The sequence below is a fragment of the Rhizobium sp. CSW-27 genome (assembly GCF_018760785.1).
GTDB lineage: Bacteria > Pseudomonadota > Alphaproteobacteria > Rhizobiales > Rhizobiaceae > Neorhizobium.
Genome location: NZ_JAHHZO010000001.1, coordinates 246,826 through 268,751, shown reverse-complemented (window position 1 = coordinate 268,751; position 21,926 = coordinate 246,826). Strand labels below are relative to the sequence as shown.

Below are 21,926 nucleotides of genomic sequence, written 5' to 3'. Positions count from 1 at the left end.
GCGCCCGACACGCAGCCGCAACGCCGAGCGCGTCGCGGCTGTCCCGTTGATGGGAGCCGTCAGCGGCCGCCCATGCCCATGGCAAACATCAGGGCGACCGCGCGGGCTTCTCTCAGTCTGGCCTCCTGACGCGAGGCCCTGTCAAGGCCGTCATCGCCGGGGCGAAGGCCGCAATCCTCCAGTCCGATGTCGCGCAATCCATGGGCGTTCAGATCGGCGGCGTGGTTGTGGCCGCGCCGGTTGCCGAACAGGCGATAGGCGATCGACACGATCCAGCGAAGTCCGGCAAGACCCGTGCGTCGGGTGGGGGACGCGGGGTTGGAGGAAAGGGTTTCGGTGGTCTGGTCGATCGTGCGCATGGTCCTGTCCTTTCGAAGAGGCACGAGATAAGTCGCTCCGCTGCCGGCAGGGCAGGGGAGAAACGGCGAGGGGTTGGAGGGTTGCTGGTGGGGTGAAACGGCAGCCTGTTGCTGCGGGCGGCAAACTGTCGCAGAAGACCCTATTCGTCCAGTGAATGTTCTGAATGTGATCGATCAGTCGGACTGATGCGATTCACCGGTCTTTGTCGCTTCGGAAAGGCGTTGCTCATGGCGCAGCAGCCATTGCTTGCGCCAGAGGCCGCCGCCATAGCCTGTCAGGCTGCCATCGGCACCGATCACGCGGTGGCAGGGAATGACGATGGCGATCTGGTTGGCGCCATTGGCACGCGCCACCGCCCGCACGGCGCTCGGTTTGCCGAGATCGCGGGCAAGGCTTGAATAGCTGCGGCTTTGCCCGGCCGCAATGGCGCGCAGCGCCTGCCAGACGGCGCGCTCGAACGGCGTGCCATGGCCGCCGATCCGCACCGAAAACTGTGCGGACTGACCGGTGAAATAGCCGGCAAGCTCGGCCTCGACCGTATCCGTCACGCCGGTGCGGCCCATGATGATGCCGCAGCGTCCGCGCTCCTGCAGGCGCTTGAGTTCGGTCGGCAGCGCCGGGCGATCGGCAAATTCCAGCAGGTGCAACGCATGGTCGCAAACGACCGCCAGCATCGGGCCGATCGGAGTTTCGATCCAGTGCGCCTTAAGCAGGGTCTGGTCCTTGAGGTGCCTCGGGGCTGCGCCGAGTCGCTGGGTGATGGCCTGGCGAAATCCGCTGCCGGAATCGAAGCCCGCGTCGAGCTGGGCCGTAATCACCGGCGCGCCGGCGCGCAGCGTCGTCACTGCCTGGCTCAGCCGGCGCTGGCGGGCAAGTTCCAGAAAGCTCATGCCGAAACGGCGCTTGAAGGCGCGCCGCACGGTGGAGGGGTCGTGGCCGAGGGCAATCAGATGCTGTTCGCTCCAGCGCCGCTCCGGTTCGGCTTCCAGCGCGGCAAGCAGGGGCGCCACCGTCGCATCGCCCTCGCCATAGCGCAGCATCGGCGTGCAGCGCTTGCAGGGGCGGTAACCCGCTTCCAGGCATTCGGCGATGGTGGATTCGAAACGGCAATTCTCCCGGCGCGGCTTGCGCGCCGGACAGGTGAAGCGGCAGAAGATGCGCGTCGAGGTGACGCAGACATAGGCGAACCCGTCATAGGCCGCATCGCGGTCGAGAAGGGCCTGATAGAGCGTGTCGTCGGAAGGGCGTGTGGTCAGCATGGGAAGACCATAGCGCGTGTCTGCCGCTCACGGCGCCGAAAAACGGGCGTGTATTTCATTCGCCCCGAATTGTGCGAGCGGCACCGCGAAAGGCCTCCCAACCTCCCGGCGATGCCGCGCGCACCTGTCTCAGGCCTCGGCCGGATCGGGGGTCGGCTCGACCACGCGCTGGACGCGTTCGGACGGGTCGCGGCCGATTTCCGCCTTCAGCGAGATGAGATCGATGAAATGGTCCGACTGGCGACGCAGGTCGTCGGCGATCATCGGCGGCTGGGTCGCCATGGTGGAGACGACGGAAACCTTGCGACCCTTGCGCTGCAGGGCTTCCACCAGCGTGGTGAAGTCGCCGTCGCCGGAAAACAGCACCAGATGGTCCACCGTTTCGGACTGTTCCATCGCGTCGATGGCCAGTTCGATGTCCATGTTGCCCTTCACCTTGCGGCGGCCCATGGAGTCGGTGAATTCCTTCGCCGGCTTGGTCACGACCTTGTAGCCGTTGTAGTCCAGCCAGTCGATCAGCGGCCGGATCGAGGAATATTCCTGATCCTCGATCAGGGCGGTATAATAATAGGCGCGCAGCAGGTAGCCGCGCTTCTGAAAGGCCTTCAGCAGCTTGCGGTAGTCGATATCGAAGCCGAGGCTTTTCGATGCGGCGTAGAGATTGGCGCCATCAATGAAAAGGGCAATTTTTTCGCGTGGATCAAACACTGATTCCTCCATCCATTCTGAAAATGTGTGGTTTCCCGGTTTCCTCCCCTCCCGGGAACCCCGCCTGCATATGCGGCAGGTTGTCGTATTTCATCATATATTCATATATTAACTGTTTAATGCACGATCGATTCAACTCCAAGCGGTTTGGCAGCGTTTTCCCTAGAGAATTGGTCGTAGAGGGCGCCGTCGACAAGGCCGGGTGAGGAAAAACTTGAATTCCCGCCCCTTTGCCTGTATCGGGCGTTCTAATCCTCGAAATACCGATCGTAAAGGACAGGCAATGGCCCGTGTCACAGTAGAAGATTGCATCGACAAAGTCGATAACCGTTTCGAGCTGGTCCTGCTTGCCAGCCATCGCGCCCGCCAGATCTCGCAGGGTGCCGCGATCACGGTCGACCGCGATAACGACAAGAACCCCGTCGTTGCCCTGCGCGAAATCGCCGACGAGACGCTTTCGCCCGACGACCTGAAGGAAGACCTGATCCACTCGCTGCAGAAGCATGTGGAAGTGGACGAGCCGGAGCCCGATCCGTCGACGCTGATTGCCGCCAATGCCGGCGCGACCGCCAGCGCGGAGAAGGTTCTCGACGAGGACGACCTGCCGGAAACCCTCACATTCGACCAGATGTCGGAAGAGGAACTGCTGGCCGGTATCGAAGGTCTGGTGCCGCCGGAAAAGAGCGACGACTACTGACGATTACCAATCGTCAATGCTCTCCTCTTAAAGACCTTGTGTCTCATATATCGGCAGCGTCAATCTCCGGGTTGGCGCTCCTTTTCGTTTTCTGGGTGTTGGAAGGGTCTTCGGAAGCATGATGCGGCAATACGAGCTCGTCGAGCGGGTTCAGAAGTACAAGCCCGACGCGAATGAAGCTCTGCTCAACAAGGCTTATGTCTATGCCATGCAGAAGCATGGCCAGCAGAAGCGCGCCAGCGGCGACCCCTATATTTCCCATCCGCTGGAAGTGGCCGCCATCCTCACCGAAATGCATCTCGACGAATCGACCATCGCGGTGGCGCTGCTGCACGATACGATCGAGGATACCACGGCCACCCGCGCCGAGATCGATGAACTGTTCGGCGAGGATATCGGTCGCCTGGTCGAGGGTCTGACCAAGCTCAAGCGTCTCGATCTCGTCTCGAAGAAGGCCAAGCAGGCCGAAAACCTGCGCAAGCTGCTGCTCGCCATTTCCGACGACGTGCGGGTTCTGCTGGTCAAGCTGGCCGACCGGCTGCACAACATGCGCACCCTCGAGCACATGCGCGACGACAAGCGGGCGCGCATTTCCGAGGAGACGATGGAAATCTATGCGCCGCTGGCCGGCCGCATGGGCATGCAGGACATGCGCGAGGAGCTGGAGGATCTGTCCTTCCGCTACATGAACCCGGAGGCCTACGAGACCGTCACCAAGCGGCTGGCGGAGCTTTCGGCGCGCAACGAGAACCTGATCACCAAGATCGAGGACGAACTGCGCGACCTTCTGGTGGCCAATGGCCTGCTGAACGCCGCCGTCAAGGGGCGCCAGAAGAAGCCCTATTCCGTTTTCCGCAAGATGCAGTCGAAGTCGCTCTCCTTCGAGCAGCTGTCCGACGTCTACGGCTTCCGCATCATCGTCGACGATATTCCCGCCTGCTACCGGGCGCTTGGCATCGTTCACACCCGCTGGCGCGTCGTGCCGGGCCGCTTCAAGGACTACATCTCCACGCCGAAGCAGAACGACTATCGTTCGATCCACACCACCATCGTCGGCCCGTCGCGCCAGCGCATCGAGCTGCAGATCCGCACGAGGCGCATGCACGAGATCGCCGAATACGGGATCGCCGCGCACAGCCTCTACAAGGATGGCGAGAACGGCGAGGGTGGCGAGCTGCTGTCGAAGGAAAGCAATGCCTATTCCTGGCTGCGCCACACCATCGAGGCACTGGCCGAGGGAGACAGCCCGGAAGAGTTCCTCGAGCATACCAAGCTCGAACTGTTCCAGGACCAGGTGTTCTGCTTCACGCCGAAGGGCAAGCTGATCGCGCTGCCGAGAGGCGCAACCCCCATCGATTTCGCCTATGCCGTCCACACCAATATCGGCGACACCACGGTCGGCGCCAAGATCAACGGGCGGATCATGCCGCTCGTCACCCGGCTCAGCAATGGCGACGAGGTGGAGATCATCCGTTCCGGCGTGCAGGTGCCGCCGGCTGCCTGGGAAGAGATCGTCGTGACCGGCAAGGCGCGCGCCGCCATTCGCCGCGCCACCCGCATGGCGATCCGCAAGCAGTATGCCGGCCTTGGCCACCGCATTCTGGAGCGGACCTTCGAGCGGGCCGGCAAGGAGTTTTCGCGCGATATCCTGAAGCCGGCGCTGTTTCGCCTTGGCCAGAAGGAGGTCGAGGATGCGATTGCCGCCGTCGGCCGGGGCGAGTTGTCCTCGCTCGACGTGCTGAAGGCCGTCTTCCCGGATTTCAAGGACGAGCGCACCACCGTCAAGCCGGCCGCCGATCAGGGCTGGTTCAACATGCCGACCGCCTCCGGCATGATGTTCCGCCTGCCGGGCGGCGAGAAGGGGGCTGCGAGGCCGACCCGTGAGACGGGCGGTCCGGAGCCGCTGCCGATCCGTGGCCTCAGCAGCAATCTGGAAGTGCGCTTCTCGCCCTCCGGCGCGGTGCCTGGCGATCGCATCGTCGGCATCATGGAAGAGGGCAAGGGCATCACCATCTATCCGATCCAGGCGTCGGCGCTGCAGAAGTTCGACGACCAGCCGGAACGCTGGATCGACGTACGCTGGGACCTGGACGAGGCCAACAAATCCCGCTTTGCCGCCAAGATGCTGATCAATGCCCTCAATGAACCGGGGACACTGGCAACGGTCGCCCAGACCATTGCCCGCCTCGACATCAATATCCGCATGCTGACCATGGGGCGGGTGGCGACCGATTTCTCCGAACTTCAGCTCGAAGTGGAGGTCTGGGATCTGCGCCAGCTGAACCAGCTGCTCGCCCAGCTGAAGGAACTGGACTGCATCTCCACGGTCAAGCGCCTCTACGATTGAACATTTGTTAAGCATGGCGGCGGGAACTTTTCTGCCGCCTTGCATCCAGTGCATAGCTGACAGGGAAAGCCTGCGTTGGTGCCGAGACGTTGCCTGCACTATATCTTGTGCATCGCAACATTAGGAGGCAACAATGTTCAAGCCGCTTCGCAACATCGCCCGCGCCCTTCGCGCTCCGACCCTTCAGGAACGTGAAATGGCCTATCTGAATGAATCGCATGATGCCATCGAGCTCGAATACCGCATGCGCCAGGTTGATCGCGGCCTGTTCCGCAAGAGCATCTGATCCGCGCAGACATCCGCGCATTGCGCGCGGCTGCGCGCCGGAAGGCCGGTAGGTCGCCGTCATGGAGTTGACACGCCTGTTTTCCGCACGACATGCTCGTCCCGCCACACGGCGCGGGCTGAGGCACAGGAGACGCAGGAGCCCCGCGCGCTCCCTGCGCTACATGAGGGCAAGGGCCGTGAGGCTGACGGGGTCACCGCATTCGGTGGCCATCGGTTTTGCCATCGGGCTGATGTCCGCCTGGACGCCCTTTTTCGGTTTCCACATCGCGATTGCGCTTGCTGCCGCCTTTCTGCTGCGCGGCAGCCTGATCGCCGCGACGCTCGGAACCGCCTTCAGCAATCCGCTGACAATTCCCTTCATCCTGCCGATCACCTGGCAGATCGGCCATCAGATGCTTGGCCGCACGCCGAATTCCGACGCGACCGCCGCAGCCCTGGTGCGCCAGCTGGAGGGGCTGCACGTTGCCGAACTCTGGCATCCGCTGTTCGAACCGCTGACGCTCGGCGCCCTTCCTCCCGCAATCGTGACCGGCCTTTGCTGTTATGTCGCCACGTTTGTCGGCATCAGGAGATATCGCGCTGCCCGGAAGATGAGGCTGGCGGCGCGTCGTCCCGTCCTCGCGCCGGTCGACAAGGGCAGCCGGGTCTGACACAGAGTGTGTCGACCAACGAAGAGGAACGGCATGATCATAGGCATGGGCAGTGACCTGATCGACATCCGGCGGGTCGAGAAATCGATCGAGCGTTTCGGCGAGCGGTTCACGCATCGCTGTTTCACCGATATCGAGCGGCGCAAGTCCGACGGGCGCAAGATGCGCGCCGCCTCCTATGCCAAGCGTTTCGCCGCCAAGGAGGCCTGTTCCAAGGCGCTTGGCACCGGGCTGGCTAAGGGCGTGTTCTGGAAGGACATGGGTGTCGTCAACCTGCCCGGCGGCAAGCCCATCATGGTGTTGACCGGCGGTGCCGGCGAGCGGCTGAAGATGCTGATGCCGCCAGGTCATGAACCCGTCATTCACCTCACCATCACCGACGAATTCCCCTATGCGCAGGCCTTCGTGGTCATCGAGGCACGGCCGCTTGCGCCGGCGCCGGCGGGCGCTGGCGGCTAAGGCCATTGCCGAGGTCCGGGGAAGAGTTTAGAGAAGCGCAAAACGCGGGAAACGAAAGACGTGCACGTGTCCGAACAAGTCGACAAGAAGCCGAATGCCCTCTGGGAAAACATCAAGGTCATCATTCAGGCACTGCTGCTGGCCATGGTCATCCGCACCGTGCTGTTCCAGCCCTTCACCATCCCGTCCGGCTCGATGATGCCGACGCTGCTCGTCGGGGACTACATCTTCGTCAACAAGTTCGCCTACGGCTTTTCCAAGTATTCGCTGCCGCTGTCGCCGAACCTGTTTTCCGGCCGCATTCTGGAGTTTTCCGAACCCAAGCGCGGCGATGTCATCGTCTTCCGCCTGCCGAGCGATCCGGATGTCGATTACATCAAGCGCCTGATCGGCCTGCCGGGTGACCGCGTGCAGATGATCGACGGCGTGCTGCACATCAATGGCCAGCCGGTGCCGAAGGTTGCCGATGGCAGCTTCACCTCGGACTACCGCCTCGATCCGGGCTCCGACGTGCCGGTGTTCCGCGAAACGCTCGACAACGGCAAGACCTATGACACGCTGGACCAGTCGCCCGTTTCGCGCGGCGACAACACCCGCGAATTCATCGTGCCGGAAGGCCATTATTTCTTCATGGGCGACAACCGCGACAACTCGCTCGACAGCCGTTTCGACGTCGGTTACGTGCCGGCGGAAAACATCGTCGGCCGCGCCAGCGTGATCTTCTTCTCGCTCGGCAACGACACCTCCTTCCGGGAAATCTGGAAGTGGCCGGCCAACATGCGTTGGGATCGCCTGTTCAAGGTGGTCGACTGATGAAGCCCGCAACGCTATCCGCAGACGAGCGCGGTCGGCTTGAAGCCGTGATCGGGCATGTGTTCTCGGACAAGCAGTGGCTCGACAGGGCGCTGACCCATGCCAGCACCGGCAGCGCCAAGAATGCCAATTACGAGCGCCTGGAGTTTCTGGGCGATCGGGTGCTCGGCCTGTGCGTGGCCGAGCTGCTGTTCAGCACCTTCCGCAACGCGACGGAGGGCGAGCTTTCCGTGCGCCTCAACCAGCTGGTCAGCGCCGAAAGCTGCGCCGGCATTGCCGACGAGCTTGGCCTGCACCAGTTCATCCGCACCGGCGCCGATGTGAAGAAGCTGACCGGCAAGCGCATGATGAACGTGCGCGCCGACGTGGTGGAAAGCCTGATCGCCGCGCTTTATCTCGATGCGGGACTGGATGTCGCGCGTCGCTTCATCCTGCGCCATTGGGAAAAGCGTGCTACACATGCCGATGCAGCCCGCCGTGACGCCAAGACCGAGCTGCAGGAATGGTCGCATGCCCGTTTCGGCACCACGCCCGTCTATCGGGTGGATGACCGCTCCGGCCCCGACCACGACCCGCGCTTCACCGTGACGGTGGAAGTGGAAGGGGTTGCGCCCGAAACCGGCGTCGATCGCTCCAAGCGCGCCGCCGAACAGGTGGCCGCGACGAAACTGCTTGAACGTGAAGGCGTGTGGCCGAAGCCCGCAGCCGATTGAAGGACCTTTATGACTGAAGACGACAACATGGCCGGCGCATCCGAGGCGGTATCTGCGACACGATCCGGCTTCGTGGCCCTGATCGGTGCGACCAATGCCGGCAAATCGACGCTGGTGAACCGGCTGGTGGGCGCCAAGGTGTCGATCGTCAGCCACAAGGTGCAGACGACGCGCGCCATCGTGCGCGGCATCGCGATCCATCAGAATGCGCAGATCGTGTTCATGGATACGCCCGGCATCTTCAAGCCGCGCCGCCGCCTCGACCGCGCCATGGTGACGTCTGCCTGGGGCGGCGCCAAGGATGCCGACCGCATCATGCTGCTCATCGACAGCGAGCGCGGCCTCCGTGGTGATGCAGAAGCGATCCTCGAGGGGCTGAAGGATGTTCACCAGCCGAAGATCCTCGTGCTCAACAAGATCGACCGGGTCAATCCGGAGGATCTCTTGAAGCTTGCCGCGCAGGCAAACGAGGCGGTCGCCTTCGAACGCACCTTCATGATTTCGGCGACCACCGGCTCCGGCTGCACCGATCTGCTCGACTATCTGGCTGCCGAACTGCCGGAAGGCCCCTGGTATTATCCGGAGGATCAGATTTCCGACCTGCCGATGCGCCAGCTGGCCGCCGAGATCACCCGCGAAAAACTGTTCCTGCGCCTGCATCAGGAACTGCCCTATTCCTCCCATGTGGAAACGGAAAAATGGGAGGAGCGCAAGGATGGCTCCGTGCGCATCGAACAGGTGATCTATGTGGAGCGCGACAGCCAGAAGAAGATCGCGCTCGGGAAGGGCGGCGAAGCCATCAAGGCCATTTCGACGGCGTCCCGCAAGGAACTGTCGGAGATCCTCGAACAGCCCGTGCACCTCTTCCTGTTCGTCAAGGTGCGGGAGAACTGGGGCGACGATCCCGAGCGGTTCCGCGAGATGGGCCTGGAATTCCCCAAGGGCTAAGTCCCGGCTGCAGATGGCTGCTGCCGGGACGCGGTTATTTCTGCCGCGCCAGCAGCGCCTTCATCTCCTCGAAGCGACGGCGATTGTCCGGTTCCTCCTCCGTCGCGGAATAGCAGGTCTCGGACACGCAGAAGCGCGTCAGCCCGAAGGGTGGCGTGGCGCTTTCGAAGGTGCATTCGATCTCGTCGGTGAAATCGGTCGGATCCGGGTTCTGCCGGGTCGAATAGGTCAGACGCGCGCCGGGCGGATCGAGTTCCGGAAAGGACTGCACCACGCCGGTCTTGAGGTTCGGCGACAGCAGGAAGTTGCGGGCAACCGTCACGCAGGCCTGCTCCAGTTCCGGCGACTGGGCAGCGGCCGGCGATGCGGCAAGGCCCGTGACGGGCAGGGTGGCAAGGGCGGTGGCAAGCAGGACGTGTCGCATGGCTTCTCCCGAATTGGCTCTGCGCCCAGCAACCCGCAAGACGGCGGATCGGTTCCATCGCCAGCGCGGTTGCGGATGATATAGAAACAGGAGCGGCGCGAGTCGCGGCGGCCTGCCGGCTCCGCCTCGCGTTTGCGGGGCGTGCCGCCCCATGGCTTTCACGCGCCGGCCCGCCGGCATCAGGCAGCAGACAGGACGACGATCCGCCCATGCAATGGCAGGACGAAGGCATCATCATCGGGGTGCGGCGCCACGGCGAAACCAGCGTGGTGGCGGAACTGATGACGCGCCAGCGTGGCCGCCACATGGGCCTTGTGCGCGGTGGACGCTCGCGCAGCATGCAGCCGCTGCTGCAGCCCGGCAACCGGGTGGAGGCCGTCTGGCGCGCGCGGCTCGACGAGCATCTCGGCGACTTCCGGCTGGAACCGTTGCATCTGCGTGCCGCACGGCTGATGGAGAATGCCACCTCCGTCTATGGCGTGCAGGCCATGGGCGCGCTGCTGCGCCTGCTGCCCGAGCGCGATCCGCATCCGCATCTCTTCGAGGCGCTGGACGTCATCCTCGACCATATGGACGATCCGGCCGGCGCCGGCGAACTCTTCGTGCGATTCGAACTTGCCGTGCTGAACGACCTCGGCTTCGGTCTCGATCTCACTGCCTGCGCCGCGACGGGAACGTCGGAGGAGCTGATCTATGTGTCGCCGAAAAGCGGTCGCGCCGTCTGCCGTGCCGCCGGGGCGCCCTATGCCGACCGGCTGCTGGCGCTGCCGGCCTTTCTGGTGGCGCCGACATCGCGCCGGCTCGATCGCGACACGCTGATCGCCGCCTTCCGCCTCAGCGGCTTCTTTCTCAACCGCCACGTCTACGAACCACGCGGCATCAGCGAAAACGCCGCCCGCGACGGTTTCGTGCAGGCGGCGCTGAAGGCTCTCGACAGGTTGGAGCCCCCCGCAGGGGGAGAAGAGACGTCCTCGTAAGGGGCCGACCTCAGGCGGGGAGCGGCCGCTCCACCGGGCGCTCCCGGATCGGCCAGTGCACGGTGGCGGCAAACAGGCCCAGCGCGACGCCCAGCCACCAGACGGGATTGTAGGTTCCGAAATGGTCGTAGAGATAGCCGCCCATCCAGACGCCGAGGAAGGAGCCGATCTGGTGCGAGAGGAAGACCACGCCGCCCAGCATGCCGAGATGGCGCGTGCCGAACATGATGGCGACGAGCGCATTGGTGGGCGGCACCGTGGAGAGCCACAGCAGGCCCATCACCACGGCAAAGGCGATCACCGAGGCCGGCGTCTGCGGAAGAAGCAGGAAGGCGGTAACGGCGATCGAGCGGCCGATATAGATCAGTGCCAGGAAATAGGGTTTCGAATAGCGCTGGCCGATGACGCCGGCCGCCAGCGAGCCGATGATGTTGAAGAAGCCGATACAGGCCATGGCAATCACCGCATAGCGCGCATCGATGCCGATATCGCCGAGATAGGCTGGAAAATGCGCGGTGATGAAGGCCACCTGGAAGCCGCACACGAAGAAGCCGCTGGTCAGCAGCAGATAGCTTTGGTGGCTGAGCGCCTCGCGCAGGGCCGCGCCGACGCTCTGCTGGAACTGACCCTGCGCCTGCGTGCCGGAGGCGGCGTTGCCGCGCAGCGGAAAGGCCAGCAACGGCACGAGCAGCATCATCGCGCCCATGACGACCAGACTGTCGGACCAGCCGTAAAGGGTGATCAGCGCCTGGCTGATCGGTGCGAAGAGAAACATGCCGGCAGAGCCGGCCGCAGTGCCGATGCCGAAGGCCATGGAGCGCTGCTGCGGTGTCACGTGGCGCGCAAAGGCCGACAGCACCACGCTGAAGGAGCCGGCGCCGACGGCCATGCCGACCAGAAGGCCGCCGCCGACATGCAGCCAGAGCGGCGCTGCGGCATGCGCCATCAGAAACAGGCCGGCGGCATAGAGCAGGCCGGACAGGACCAGCACCCGGCTGGTGCCATATTTGTCGGCGAGCGCACCGAAGAAGGGCTGGCTCAGGCCCCAGAAAAGGTTCTGCAGGGCCATGGCGAGCCCGAAGGTGGAGCGATCCCAGCCGGTTTCCATCAGCATCGGCAACTGGAAGAAGCCCATGGCTGAGCGGGGCCCGAAAACCAGCAGAACGATCAGCGAGCCGCTCGTAATGATCAGCCACGGCATGGTTGGTGCGGTCTTCGCGGACATGGTGCGTCTCCCCCGTTCGTGTCGCGAGCATAACCCGGACAGCCTGCAAGCCAAGAGCGTTTTGCTGTTTCATCGATGAGGGAAATTGATGGATACAGGCGGGTGCAACTTTAAAGAGATGTATTAATTTATGCTTTTTATGATTGATGTCGATGACATAAACACAGCGGGCGGATCCACCCACACAAAACGGAGAACCAAGGATGGTTCGGGTCCAGATTTGCTTCAGAAATCACAATGTCGCGCCGCTCTACCACGGCGGTGTTCGGGTGCAGAACGGGGATGCCGTCGAGATCGACGCTTCGCCTGACCAGTGCGATCGGAATGGTCACGACAATTTCCGCCTTTCGGCAGGGAAATTTGTGGGGTCGGCCCGTCAGCCGGGCGCCTATCAGATCACCCAGGCGGACGACACCGGGCTTGTCTTCACGTCCAACAGCCAGACGCCGAACGTGACGTACCGGCCGGGGTGAGGGCATCTCCGGGCAGGGGGGCTTCTGCCCCCTTGCTCATGCCCTTGAAGACGCACGCTTCTAGCGGAACAGCGACAGAATGTTCTGCTGCTCGGTATTGGCAATGGAAAGCGCCTGTGTTGCCAGCTGCTCCTGTGTGGTCAGCGCCTTCAGGCGGGTGGCTTCCTCGTCCATGTCGGCATCCACCAGCGTGCTGATGCCGCCCTTCATCCAGTCGCGAAGCTTGTAGACGTAATCGAGCTGCAGATCGACGCGCGACTGCACCGAACCGATATTGGCGCCGGCATCGGCCATCATCTGCAGCATCTCGTCCACCACGGCGATCATGTCATCCAGCTGGTCGGCCGTCGTTGCCTCGCCAATGGCGATTTCCACGGCCGATGCGCTGGTATTGCTCTGGTTGGCGACGAGAACGTAATTGCTGGCGGCGCCCACATTGGTGGCGAACTGCGTGCTGGTGAAGATTCCGCCGCCGCCATTGGTGCTGGTGGAGCGGTTGTCGACGAGCGCTGTCACCGTGCCGTCGCTGGAGACCAGATCGAGCGTGATGGTTTCCATGAACACGCTGCGATCGACGCTGCGGTAGAAGGAGGCGGCGACCTTGGCGGTGGTGTCGGAGCCGTCGCTGATCTTCAGCCAGTTGACGCCGTTGAAGCTTGCCGCATCGGTGATCGAGACAAGCTGCTGCTTCAGCTGGTCGATTTCCTTGTTCACCTTGTCCTTGTCAACGCCGGGCTCGCGGGCGGCGATCAGCTTGGATTTGATCTCGTCCACCACGTCGATCGAGGAATCGAGGCCGGCATAGGCGGTATCGGCCGTGGCGGCGCCGAGATTCATGGCATCCTGCACTGCGGCGAGCGCCTTGTCGTCGGAACGCATGGTGGCGGCGATCGACCAGTAGGCGGCGTTCTGCGACGACTGCCCGACCCGCAGGCCGCTTGCCATCCGGTCCTGGGTTACCTCCAGCTGCCTGCTGACGTCGCGCAGGGTCTTCAGGGCCACCATGGCACCTGTATTCGTGATGATACTCGTCATACCAGGGCTCTACTGTACTCGTACGCAAACAGTCAGAATGTTAACGACCATTGCGACAAGGTTAATGGAACGATAACGTCGTGATGTTCATATTGATGCACAAGTAACCTTAATGGTCACTTAAACCCGTAGTGCGAGTTACTGTCCTGGCGGAGGATATGGTTTTCCGGCGCGGGCGGATGGGGCAGGCGCCGCATGGCCGGCACCATCACTCCTGTGCAAGCCGGGCCCGTGCCAGCCGGCTCTCGCGCCAGATGGTGAAGAAGCCGGCGCCGATCACGAGGGCCGCGCCCAGGATCATGTTCAGCGTCACCACCTCGCCATAGATCACCACGCCGAGAATGCACACCAACACCACCTGGACGTAACCGATCTGTTGCACGGTGACGGCATCCACCAGGTCATAGGCCCGGATCAGCAGGTAATGGCCGCTCATGCCGGTACAGCAGAGCGCCGCCATCCAGATCCAGTCCTGCGGCGCAAGCCCGGTCCAGAAGAAGGGACCGACGAAGCTGATGGCGATCGCACCGGCAATGCCGGTGTAGAAGAAGCTGGTTGTCGAGGAATCCTCCCGGCTGGCAAGGCGGGTGGTGATGGCATAGAGCGCGAAGATCGAGGAGCCGGCAATCGGCAGCAGCAGTTCCAGTTTCAGGGAGGCCGTGGTCGGGTTGATGATCATCAGCACGCCGAACAGGCCGACGCAGATCGCCGTCCAGCGCCGCCAGCCGACTTTTTCGCCGAGCAGCGGCACGGACATGGCGGCGACGAAGAGCGGGGTGGCGGCAAAGATCGACTGGGTGTGTGACAGGCCGACCAGCGCAAAGGAGTAGACGGCAATGACGATCTGCACCACCAGGATGATGCCGCGAGCGATCTGCAGCAGTGGCCGCCGTGTTCTTGCCGCTGCGGCAATGCCGCCCCGCGTGCGGGCCGTCAGCATCAGCACGGAGATGGCAAAGGCCCAGTAGCGGATCATGGTGACGAAGATCGGCGGATAGAGCGTCCCGAGGTGCTTGGAGATCACGTCCTGCCCGGCAAAAATGGTGACGGCGGACAGGGCAAAGACGAGGCCGCGAGTTTTTCCGGTCATGAACATCTCTGTCGGGGCTGCTCCGCCACCGGGCGCGATGGAGGAAGGAAGGGAAGGCTGCCCCGCAGCCGGTTCGGTCGCGCGGGGCAGCCTGCGTCAACGGCGCTTGATCGCCCAGGGTTCCCGCCGGTCGAGCACGCGGACCGCATCGCCGACCCGCAACAGGCCAGCACCACGCGGCACCGCATTCCAGCCGAAGAGGGGACCCGGCACCCGGCGATCCGCCGACATGCGGATGCGGCCCATGGCCGGCATCGGGTTTGCGCCCTCGCGCGACCCGGTCTCCTGATCCTGCGTCGTCATGATGCAGCGGGCACAGGGTTTGACGAGATCGAGCACGACGTCCCCGATCGAGATGGAAGTCCAGCCGTCCTCGGCAAAAGCCTCGTCGTGGTCGAGAACGATGTTGGCACGAAAACGATCCATGCCGACCGGCACCTCGCCATGGGCTGCCATGTCGGCATTGAGCGCGGCGAGCGATCCGGTGGTGGTGACGAGCACCTGGTAACCGTCGCCGAAGGCAACGGGTGAGCCGCTGCCGGCCCATTCGGCGCTCGCCGTGCGGCGTGCCTGTGTGTCGAAGAAGACAAGCCGCACGTCCCGCTCCAGCCATTTCGACAGCGTCGCATTGACCGCATCATCGGCGAGCGCCGCATCGACGGAGGACTTCCACACCACCACCTGCTGGCGGCTGTCGGGTGCCGGAAAGGCGGCGGTCAGACCCTCGCCGTCCATCGAGAGCGAAAGTCCCGTATCAGTCGGGTTGACCAGGAGGCGGGCCAGCGCCGGCATCTCCCGCTGGGTGATGAAATAACCGTCCGGATTGGTCAGCATCCAGCGCCGGTCGCCGGAAAGCCCCATCGCGTCGATCGGGCTTTCGTTGAGCGCAATGCCGCGCGCACTTTTCAAGGGAAAGATGTTGAGGCCGGCGATGCGCATAAAAATCCCTCAGAGCTCATCAAAAAACAGGTCGCGAAACTCCGCCAGCCGGCGGTGCCGTTCGACGGCAAGTTGCCTGCCGGTCGCGGTCTGGAAGCCGTCCGCCAGTTTCAGCAGCTTCGCCTCAAAGTGATCGATGGCATAGGTCCGGTCGTCAAGGTCACGCGAGGCGGCTTGCGGATCGGTCGCATGACAAAGTTTCGATCCCATGCGTCCCGCCGTGTAGAAGGTGCGGGCAATGCCGATTGCGCCGAGCGAATCCAGCCGGTCGGCATCCTGCAGGATTTTCGCCTCCAGGGTCTCCGGCAGAAGCCCGGCGGAAAAGCTGTGGGTGAGAATGGCATGGGCAACCGCTTCGACCGTCTCCGCCGTCCAGCCGAGCCCGGTGAGGATCCCCGAGGCCTTTTCCGCCGCAAGCCCGGAGGATTGCGCCCGCTGCGGATGGTTCTTCGGCAGCGAGACGCAGTCATGCAGAAGCACGGCGGCGGCAATCACCTTTTCATCCCCGCCTTCTGCCGCCTGGATGCGCTGGGCATTGTGGAAGACGCGCAGCAGGTGGGCCACGTCATGCGCCCCGTCATCACCCTCCACGGCATGCGGCAGAAGTGTTTCGGCCAGCGCCTCGAAAGGGTGAAAGCCGGCGGCGATGTCGTTATCAGTCACGGTCAGTCTCCGGCGGGCGGTGCCGCCTCGTTGGAACGCGCCAGAATGCGCTGGTAAAACAATCCGATGCCGATCAGCACGCCGCCAAGTCCGATGAAGGAGAGGGCGCGCAGAATGCCTTCCAGGTTCGCCATGTCGATCAGGAAGACCTTGCAGACGGAGATCAGCACCAGTCCCGCGGATGCGAGACGCAGACTGCGTGCATCGAGTCGGGAGCCGAGCGCAAGCAGCCCGACGCCGATCGCCAGCCAGACCACGGAATAGGTATAGGTTTCACCCTCCAGGAAGCCCTTCCAATCGGCAATGTTACTGCCCTGCCAGACGCCGCGCACTGAAAGTGTCGCCCAGGCGAAGCCGAGCAGGGCAGCCGTCAGCGCCAGCAGTATCATGTAAGGGCCGGGACGCTTGTTGCGCGCATACAGGGCAAGGCCTGCATAGGCGAATGCCGGCAGGAGATAGCCCGGCAGGAGCAGGTTGAGGATTGGCCAGTTGCCGATGAGTTCGCCTGAAAAATAAGGGTTCAGTTTGCCCAGATGCAGCACCAGCACATTGATGGTGGCGATCACGCCGGCAAGGATCGAACCATGTCGGAAGACCGGGCTCGGGCTTTTGAGATCGAGCGTCATCAGCACGCCCGAAAGACCGACGGTCAGCAGCGTATAGATCGACTGTTCGCCAAGCGTCAGCGCGCGGTCGTCCAGCACGCCGCCGCTCATGGCATGGCGCACGAGGATGGCAAGGGTGAGAAGCCCCATCAGCGCCGCCAGCCCCTGCAATGCATTCAGCACCCGCCGTCCCGGCCAGTGGCGCAGCAACCAGGCAGAGGCAATCAGCAATACTGCCGGGATGCCATAGCCGGGCAAAAGCGCGTTGAAGAACGGTGTTTTGCCCAGCCGGTCGGGTCCGACGATTGTGGGGTCCCACCCGATGCGGAAGAACAGCACAAGCGTGGCGGCAACCATCACCCAGGGCAGGCCCCGCCAGGGTCTGGATCGCGTCAGCGCCACATAGGCGAAGCCGAGGAGGGACACGCCAATCGTCGTTGCAAGGCCATGGGTCAGCGCGTGCAGGCTGAAGGTAAAGGCGGCAAACGAGCCGATGAGCAGCAGGTCGCGGACAAGGTTCGGGGTGGCAGGATCTTCGTCTGCCTTTGCAAGCCGGAAGGCGACAAACCGCAGGGCTGCGCCAATCGCCAGAGCATAAGTGCCATGCAGCCAGTCGCGCCCGAAGGTGCCGTAATTCAGGAAGGTTATGCTGGCCAGCGTCACCGGCACGGCGGCGGCGAGAATGGCCCAGAGCATGGCCATATCCGGATCGTTTTGGCCTTTGCGGCGCAGGAAAAGCAGGCCGCAGGCGGTGAAGATGGCGCCAAGAACCAGTGCGCCCAGTACGTCCGGCCCCATGGCGGCGAGCAGGCCTTGGGTCTCGGCTGGCGTCGGTGACAGGTCCGACACGCCAAACAGCGCCGTCAGCCCCACACCCCAGATGGCCGCAGTGCTGGCAAGCAGTGCCGGCCAGGCGCCGGCGCGGCGTCCTGCGCCGAGACCTGCCAGAAGCCCGGTCACTGCCACGAAGATCAGGACCGGATGGGTGCGGGCCGGTGCATCGACAAGCAGCAGCGTCAGCGCGCTCAGCATAGCTGCCAGCGAGGCCGATATCATGATGCGGCGCGGTCGGCGTCCGAGAAGTCCAAACAGGTGTCGTAGGGCGCCGGCCGGCGTCCTTGGCGCTTCGCCCGTGTCCTCGAAGGCGCGGCCTGGCCAGAGCAACGCGGTGCTCGCCAGCATGACAAGCAGCGACAGGCCGGGCGGCACGCTATCCACCACGTCGGCATTCACCGAATAGGCAACCACCCAGACAAGCAGGCCGAGATTGGCAAGCGCGGGCACCAGCAACCAGCGGCGGATGCGGGCGGCGCCATTGCTGGCCAGCCAGACCAGTGACAGAAAGCCGAACAGGGCACCGATATTGGGCGCATCCGACGTGACCAGCGCCGGCGTGATCAGCGAACCGATGAGGCCAAGCCCGGCCAGCGCCTGTCCATGCAGAAGCGATAATGCGATGGTTGAAAGAGATACCAGCGCCAGAAGAAGAAAGACATGCGTCGTGCCGATAAAGCCATAGGAAGCATGCGCCGTATAAAGACTGGCCAGCAGCGTCACGCTGGCCGCGGCCGTCAGCATGCCCGGCACCATGGCATTCGTATAGATGGCTGGCAGGTTCGGCAGTGCCCGGCGGCGCAGAATCTCGCCGGCACCCGCCAGCAGGAGGCCGAAGAGGACTGCCAGCACAAGCCGCGTGCCAGGGCCAAGCAGGCCGCTTTCGATCGAATAACGCACGAGGAACACGCCGCCGAGTGCCAGTGCCAGCCCGCCGACCCACACGGTCCAGCGCGCCCCAAGCCGGCTTTCGAAGCTTTCGCCCGGTTTGTGGCTTATCGGTTTTGGTGTCGGTTTTGGTGTCGGTTTTGGTGCCGGTTTCGGCAGTGACGCTGCGGGGAGGGGCGCTTTCTGCGGTTTCGGCTCCATGCTCTGGGGCGCTGCTGTCTTGATGTCGGCAGATGGCAGAGCTTTCGCTGTCTCGATCGGGGTTTGTATGACCGGTTCAGGCGCCGCCGGTGCGGGTATGGAGAGGAACGGTGCCAGAGTCTTCTTAAGGGCTTTGACCTCGTTTTCCAGCGTCCTCAGGCGCTGCGAAAGCTGGAGCTGCCAAAACAGCAGCGCAAAAAGCAAAGCGATCAGAATGAGTTCCAGCATGAAGGCCCCGCCAAGATGTTTGGAACCCGGTTATATCGCCCCAGACCTGCAAAGGAAACGGCGCCTCGAGCAGAAGTTGGTGATGGCGGGCGATCGAATGTGATGAAACTCGCGGCAGATCATGCATTTTTACAAGGCCTTCGCTCAATGTGTAGGCAATCTCGAATATGTGGTCACATAATGTGCAATTTCGACTTGCAAGCGGCGGCAAGAATGGCTTTGATGAGCTTTGTCTCAAGAATATCCAGGGGGAAACAGAAGACATGTTGACACGTCGCCTCTTCGCCAAGCTTCCGGCTGTTGCCGCGCTTGCGCTTGCCACCGGTTTTTCCGCGCCTGCCTTTGCCGATACGGCTGTGAAATTCACGCTCGACTGGAAGTTCGAAGGTCCGGCTGCCGGTTTCCTGCTGGCGCTTGACAAGGGTTACTTCAAGGCCGAGGGCCTGGATGTGACGATCGACACCGGCAACGGTTCAGTGGAAGCCATTCCGCGTGTGGCGACCGGCGCTTATCAGATGGGCTTCGGTGACATCAATTCGGTGATCAAGTTCCTCGACGAGGATCCGAGCCAGAAGATCAAGGCCGTGATGATGGTCTATGAGCGCCCGACCTTTGCGGTCGTCGGCCGCAAGTCGCTCGGCATCACCACCGATCCGAAGTCGCTGGAAGGCAAGAAACTCGGCGCCCCGCCGCCGGATGGCGCCTTTGCCCAGTGGAAGGCCTTCAAGCAGGTCGCGAAGATCGACGACAGCAAGATCAAGATCGAATCGATCGGTTTTCCGGTGCGTGAACCCATGCTCGCCAAGGGCGATGTGGATGCGGTCTTCGGCTTTGCCTTCTCGGTCATCCTGAACCTCAAGAAGCAGGGCATCAAGGACGAGGACATCGCCACCATCCTGATGGCCGAGCATGGCCTGAACCTCTATGGCAATGCCGTGCTGGTGAATAAGGATTTCGCCGAGAAGAACCCGGCTGCGGTCAAGGGTTTCGTCAAGGCGCTGGCCAAGGGCTTTGCCGATGCCGTCGCCAAGCCGGAAGAGGGCGTCGCCGCTGTTCTGAAGCGCAACGAGACGCTGGACAGCGCCATCGAACTCGAGCGCCTGAAGATGGCCAACGCCATGAACATCAAGACGCCCTACGTGGTCGAAAACGGCTTCGGCGGCGTCGACATGACCCGTCTCGGCGCCTCCATCGATACGCTGAAGATCTCCATGGGCCTGAAGGGCGCGGTGAAGGCCGATCAGGTGTTCGACGCCAGCTACCTGCCGCCGAAGGCGGAGCGCATGCTGCCGTAACGGCAAGACCCCTCCCCAACCCCTCACCACAAGGGGGAGGGGCTTAACCCGCAGCACGGCCTCGCACATAGCTGGCGCCCAGTCATGTTGATCTGGTTATGCGGGTGCCACAAGTCTTCTCCCCCCTTGTGGGGGAGATGGCCGGCAGGCCAGAGGGGGTCTTGCTGCCCCTTCGCGTGATCACGGACGGAGAACCGATGTCCCACCTCGTTTCCATCGACAATGTCGACATGCGTTATGGCGGTGCCGCGGGCACGCTTGCTGTCTCCGGCCTCACCATGCGGGTCGACAAGGGCGAGTTTGCCGCCGTCGTCGGGCCGTCCGGCTGCGGCAAGTCCACGCTCATGAAGCTGGTCACCGGCCTGCACATTCCGCAGACGGGTGTGGTGATCGTTGCCGGCGAACAGGTGACGAAACCGGTCTCCATCGTCGGCATGGCCTTCCAGAACCCCACCATGCTCCCCTGGCGCACGACGCTCGAAAACATCCTCCTGCCGCTCGAAATCGTCGAAAAACACCGGCATCGGCTGCGTGCCAACAAGAAGGAATATGTCGAGAAGGCGGAAAATCTGCTGGAGATCGTCGGGCTGAAGGGGTTTGGTTCGAAATTCCCCTGGCAGCTCTCTGGCGGCATGCAGCAGCGCGCCAATCTCTGTCGTGCGCTGATCCACGAACCGGATCTTCTGATGCTCGACGAGCCGTTCGGCGCGCTCGATGCCTTTACCCGTGAAGAATTGTGGTGCGTCATTCGCGACCTGCACGCAGCCCAAGGCGTGACGATCATCCTCGTGACGCACGATCTGCGCGAGGCGGTTTTCCTCGCCGACAAGATTTTCGTCATGAGCGCGCGTCCCGGCCGCATCCTGAAGGAGCACCGGGTGCCGTTCGAGCGGCCGCGCGATCTGGAAGTCATGTATCAATCGACATTCAACGACATGGTGCACGAACTGCACGGGGAAATCGCCAAGGCGAGGGTGGTGGCATGAGCGCGATGACCGAGACTGCGACATCGGCGGCCGCACCCGCTAAACCGCTGATGGCCCGCATCAACTGGGTGAAGGCCGCCCCCTGGCTTTATACGATCGCGCTGTTTGCCCTCTGGGAACTGCTGGTGATCGCGCTCGACATGCCGCCGACCATCCTGCCCGCGCCGACCGACGTATTCGCCGCGATTGCCAAATACTGGTCGCCGATCTGGAAGAACTCGCTGCAGACGCTCTACACCACCACCATGGGCTTTGCGATCGCCGTGGTGGCGGGGCTGGCGATCGGCCTCTTCATCGGCTGGTCGAAGACCATCTATGCCGGGCTTTATCCGCTGATGATCGGCTTCAACGCCATCCCCAAGGTGGCGCTGGTGCCGATCCTCGTCATCTGGTTCGGTATCGGCACGGTGCCGGCGGTGCTCACCGCCTTCCTCATCTCCTTCTTCCCGATCGTCGTGAACGTGGCGACGGGGCTTGCCACCATCGAGCCGGAAACCGAGGATGTTTTGCGCGCGCTCGGTGCCAAGAAGATGGACATCATGCTGAAGGTCGGCATCCCGCGCTCCATGCCGTATTTCTTCGGTTCGCTGAAGGTGGCGATCACGCTCGCCTTCGTCGGGTCGGTCGTCTCGGAAACGGTCGCGTCCAATTATGGCCTCGGCAACATGATGAGTTCGGCGCAGAGCCAGTTCAACGTGCCGCTGGTGTTTGCCGGCCTGCTGATGCTGGCGATCGAGGGCATTGCCATGTACGCCCTGATGGCCTGGCTCGAAAAGCGCATGACCGGCTGGGCGCATCGCTCGACGATGGCACAGTAGACA

Annotated in this window: 23 protein-coding genes; 13 read left to right on the top strand and 10 right to left on the bottom strand. The window is 63.1% G+C overall.

Features of this window, described 5'->3' with window-relative positions; genetic code table 11:
- Positions 1–59 precede the first annotated feature (59 nt).
- The 3 genes from KLP42_RS01395 to KLP42_RS01385 form a co-directional block, all read right to left on the bottom strand.
- Positions 60–359, bottom strand: coding sequence for a hypothetical protein (locus KLP42_RS01395; protein ID WP_215564113.1), 300 nt, complete (start codon positions 357–359; stop codon positions 60–62).
- Between the two features lie 174 nt (positions 360–533).
- Complete coding sequence (locus KLP42_RS01390) at positions 534–1,619, bottom strand: bifunctional transcriptional activator/DNA repair enzyme AdaA (RefSeq protein ID WP_215564111.1); 1,086 nt, start codon at positions 1,617–1,619, stop codon at positions 534–536.
- A 129-nt stretch (positions 1,620–1,748) separates the two neighbouring features.
- Complete coding sequence (locus KLP42_RS01385) at positions 1,749–2,327, bottom strand: LabA-like NYN domain-containing protein (RefSeq protein ID WP_215564109.1); 579 nt, start codon at positions 2,325–2,327, stop codon at positions 1,749–1,751.
- A 283-nt stretch (positions 2,328–2,610) separates the two neighbouring features.
- On the opposite strand from KLP42_RS01385, the gene rpoZ reads away from it, so the two are divergent.
- From rpoZ to era, 8 genes are all read left to right on the top strand, one after another.
- Positions 2,611–3,024, top strand: coding sequence for a DNA-directed RNA polymerase subunit omega (gene rpoZ, locus KLP42_RS01380; RefSeq protein ID WP_215564107.1), 414 nt, complete (start codon positions 2,611–2,613; stop codon positions 3,022–3,024).
- 118 nt (positions 3,025–3,142) lie between these two features.
- The gene (locus KLP42_RS01375) at positions 3,143–5,371 is read left to right on the top strand and encodes a RelA/SpoT family protein (protein WP_215564105.1); all 2,229 of its coding nucleotides are present in this window, start codon (positions 3,143–3,145) and stop codon (positions 5,369–5,371) included.
- A 133-nt stretch (positions 5,372–5,504) separates the two neighbouring features.
- Complete coding sequence (locus tag KLP42_RS01370; RefSeq protein ID WP_215564103.1) at positions 5,505–5,657, top strand: DUF3563 family protein; 153 nt, start codon at positions 5,505–5,507, stop codon at positions 5,655–5,657.
- Positions 5,658–5,835: 178 nt separating this feature from the next.
- Complete coding sequence (locus KLP42_RS01365; RefSeq protein WP_215564099.1) at positions 5,836–6,309, top strand: DUF2062 domain-containing protein; 474 nt, start codon at positions 5,836–5,838, stop codon at positions 6,307–6,309.
- A 33-nt stretch (positions 6,310–6,342) separates the two neighbouring features.
- Positions 6,343–6,768, top strand: a complete 426-nt coding sequence (acpS, locus tag KLP42_RS01360) for a holo-ACP synthase (protein ID WP_215564097.1) — start codon at positions 6,343–6,345, stop codon at positions 6,766–6,768.
- A gap of 66 nt (positions 6,769–6,834) precedes the next feature.
- Positions 6,835–7,581 carry a signal peptidase I gene (gene lepB / locus KLP42_RS01355; RefSeq protein ID WP_215564094.1) on the top strand — a complete coding sequence of 249 codons (747 nt, stop codon included), beginning with the start codon at positions 6,835–6,837 and terminating at the stop codon, positions 7,579–7,581.
- A complete protein-coding gene (gene rnc / locus KLP42_RS01350; protein ID WP_215564090.1) occupies positions 7,581–8,294 on the top strand; it encodes a ribonuclease III in 714 nt (237 codons plus the stop codon). Before lepB ends, rnc begins: the two co-directional genes overlap by 1 nt.
- 9 nt (positions 8,295–8,303) lie before the next feature.
- Positions 8,304–9,242 (top strand): GTPase Era, encoded by a 939-nt coding sequence (gene era / locus KLP42_RS01345; RefSeq protein WP_215564088.1) that lies wholly within the window; start codon positions 8,304–8,306, stop codon positions 9,240–9,242.
- Between the two features lie 34 nt (positions 9,243–9,276).
- Here the strand turns inward: era and KLP42_RS01340 are convergent, their stop codons facing one another.
- Positions 9,277–9,666 carry a hypothetical protein gene (locus KLP42_RS01340; RefSeq protein ID WP_215564086.1) on the bottom strand — a complete coding sequence of 130 codons (390 nt, stop codon included), beginning with the start codon at positions 9,664–9,666 and terminating at the stop codon, positions 9,277–9,279.
- 209 nt (positions 9,667–9,875) lie between these two features.
- Between KLP42_RS01340 and recO the strand changes: the two genes are divergently transcribed.
- On the top strand, positions 9,876–10,643 hold the full coding sequence (gene recO / locus KLP42_RS01335) for a DNA repair protein RecO (protein WP_215564084.1): 768 nt from the start codon (positions 9,876–9,878) through the stop codon (positions 10,641–10,643).
- A gap of 10 nt (positions 10,644–10,653) precedes the next feature.
- Here the strand turns inward: recO and KLP42_RS01330 are convergent, their stop codons facing one another.
- Entirely contained in the window at positions 10,654–11,868 is a 1,215-nt protein-coding gene (locus tag KLP42_RS01330; RefSeq protein ID WP_215564082.1) for an MFS transporter, read from the bottom strand.
- Between the two features lie 203 nt (positions 11,869–12,071).
- On the opposite strand from KLP42_RS01330, the gene KLP42_RS01325 reads away from it, so the two are divergent.
- Entirely contained in the window at positions 12,072–12,341 is a 270-nt protein-coding gene (locus tag KLP42_RS01325) for a hypothetical protein (protein ID WP_215564080.1), read from the top strand.
- 60 nt (positions 12,342–12,401) lie between these two features.
- Here KLP42_RS01325 and KLP42_RS01320 read toward each other — a convergent pair whose 3' ends face one another.
- From KLP42_RS01320 to KLP42_RS01300, 5 genes are all read right to left on the bottom strand, one after another.
- Positions 12,402–13,376 (bottom strand): flagellin N-terminal helical domain-containing protein, encoded by a 975-nt coding sequence (locus KLP42_RS01320; protein ID WP_215564078.1) that lies wholly within the window; start codon positions 13,374–13,376, stop codon positions 12,402–12,404.
- 208 nt (positions 13,377–13,584) lie between these two features.
- On the bottom strand, positions 13,585–14,466 hold the full coding sequence (locus tag KLP42_RS01315) for a DMT family transporter (RefSeq protein WP_215564076.1): 882 nt from the start codon (positions 14,464–14,466) through the stop codon (positions 13,585–13,587).
- Positions 14,467–14,562: 96 nt separating this feature from the next.
- Positions 14,563–15,405, bottom strand: coding sequence for an MOSC domain-containing protein (locus KLP42_RS01310; protein ID WP_215564075.1), 843 nt, complete (start codon positions 15,403–15,405; stop codon positions 14,563–14,565).
- A 9-nt stretch (positions 15,406–15,414) separates the two neighbouring features.
- A complete protein-coding gene (locus KLP42_RS01305) occupies positions 15,415–16,068 on the bottom strand; it encodes an HD domain-containing protein (RefSeq protein WP_353844780.1) in 654 nt (217 codons plus the stop codon).
- Between the two features lie 2 nt (positions 16,069–16,070).
- Positions 16,071–18,824: a DUF2339 domain-containing protein gene (locus tag KLP42_RS01300; protein WP_215564073.1), complete on the bottom strand. Its 2,754-nt coding sequence runs from the start codon at positions 18,822–18,824 to the stop codon at positions 16,071–16,073.
- A gap of 263 nt (positions 18,825–19,087) precedes the next feature.
- On the opposite strand from KLP42_RS01300, the gene KLP42_RS01295 reads away from it, so the two are divergent.
- The 3 genes from KLP42_RS01295 (at position 19,088) to KLP42_RS01285 (ending at position 21,923) form a co-directional block, all read left to right on the top strand.
- Positions 19,088–20,119 carry an ABC transporter substrate-binding protein gene (locus KLP42_RS01295; protein WP_215564071.1) on the top strand — a complete coding sequence of 344 codons (1,032 nt, stop codon included), beginning with the start codon at positions 19,088–19,090 and terminating at the stop codon, positions 20,117–20,119.
- Positions 20,120–20,316: 197 nt separating this feature from the next.
- Positions 20,317–21,105 (top strand): ABC transporter ATP-binding protein, encoded by a 789-nt coding sequence (locus tag KLP42_RS01290; protein WP_215564069.1) that lies wholly within the window; start codon positions 20,317–20,319, stop codon positions 21,103–21,105.
- 5 nt (positions 21,106–21,110) lie between these two features.
- Positions 21,111–21,923, top strand: a complete 813-nt coding sequence (locus KLP42_RS01285; protein WP_442792914.1) for an ABC transporter permease — start codon at positions 21,111–21,113, stop codon at positions 21,921–21,923.
- Positions 21,924–21,926 lie beyond the last annotated feature (3 nt).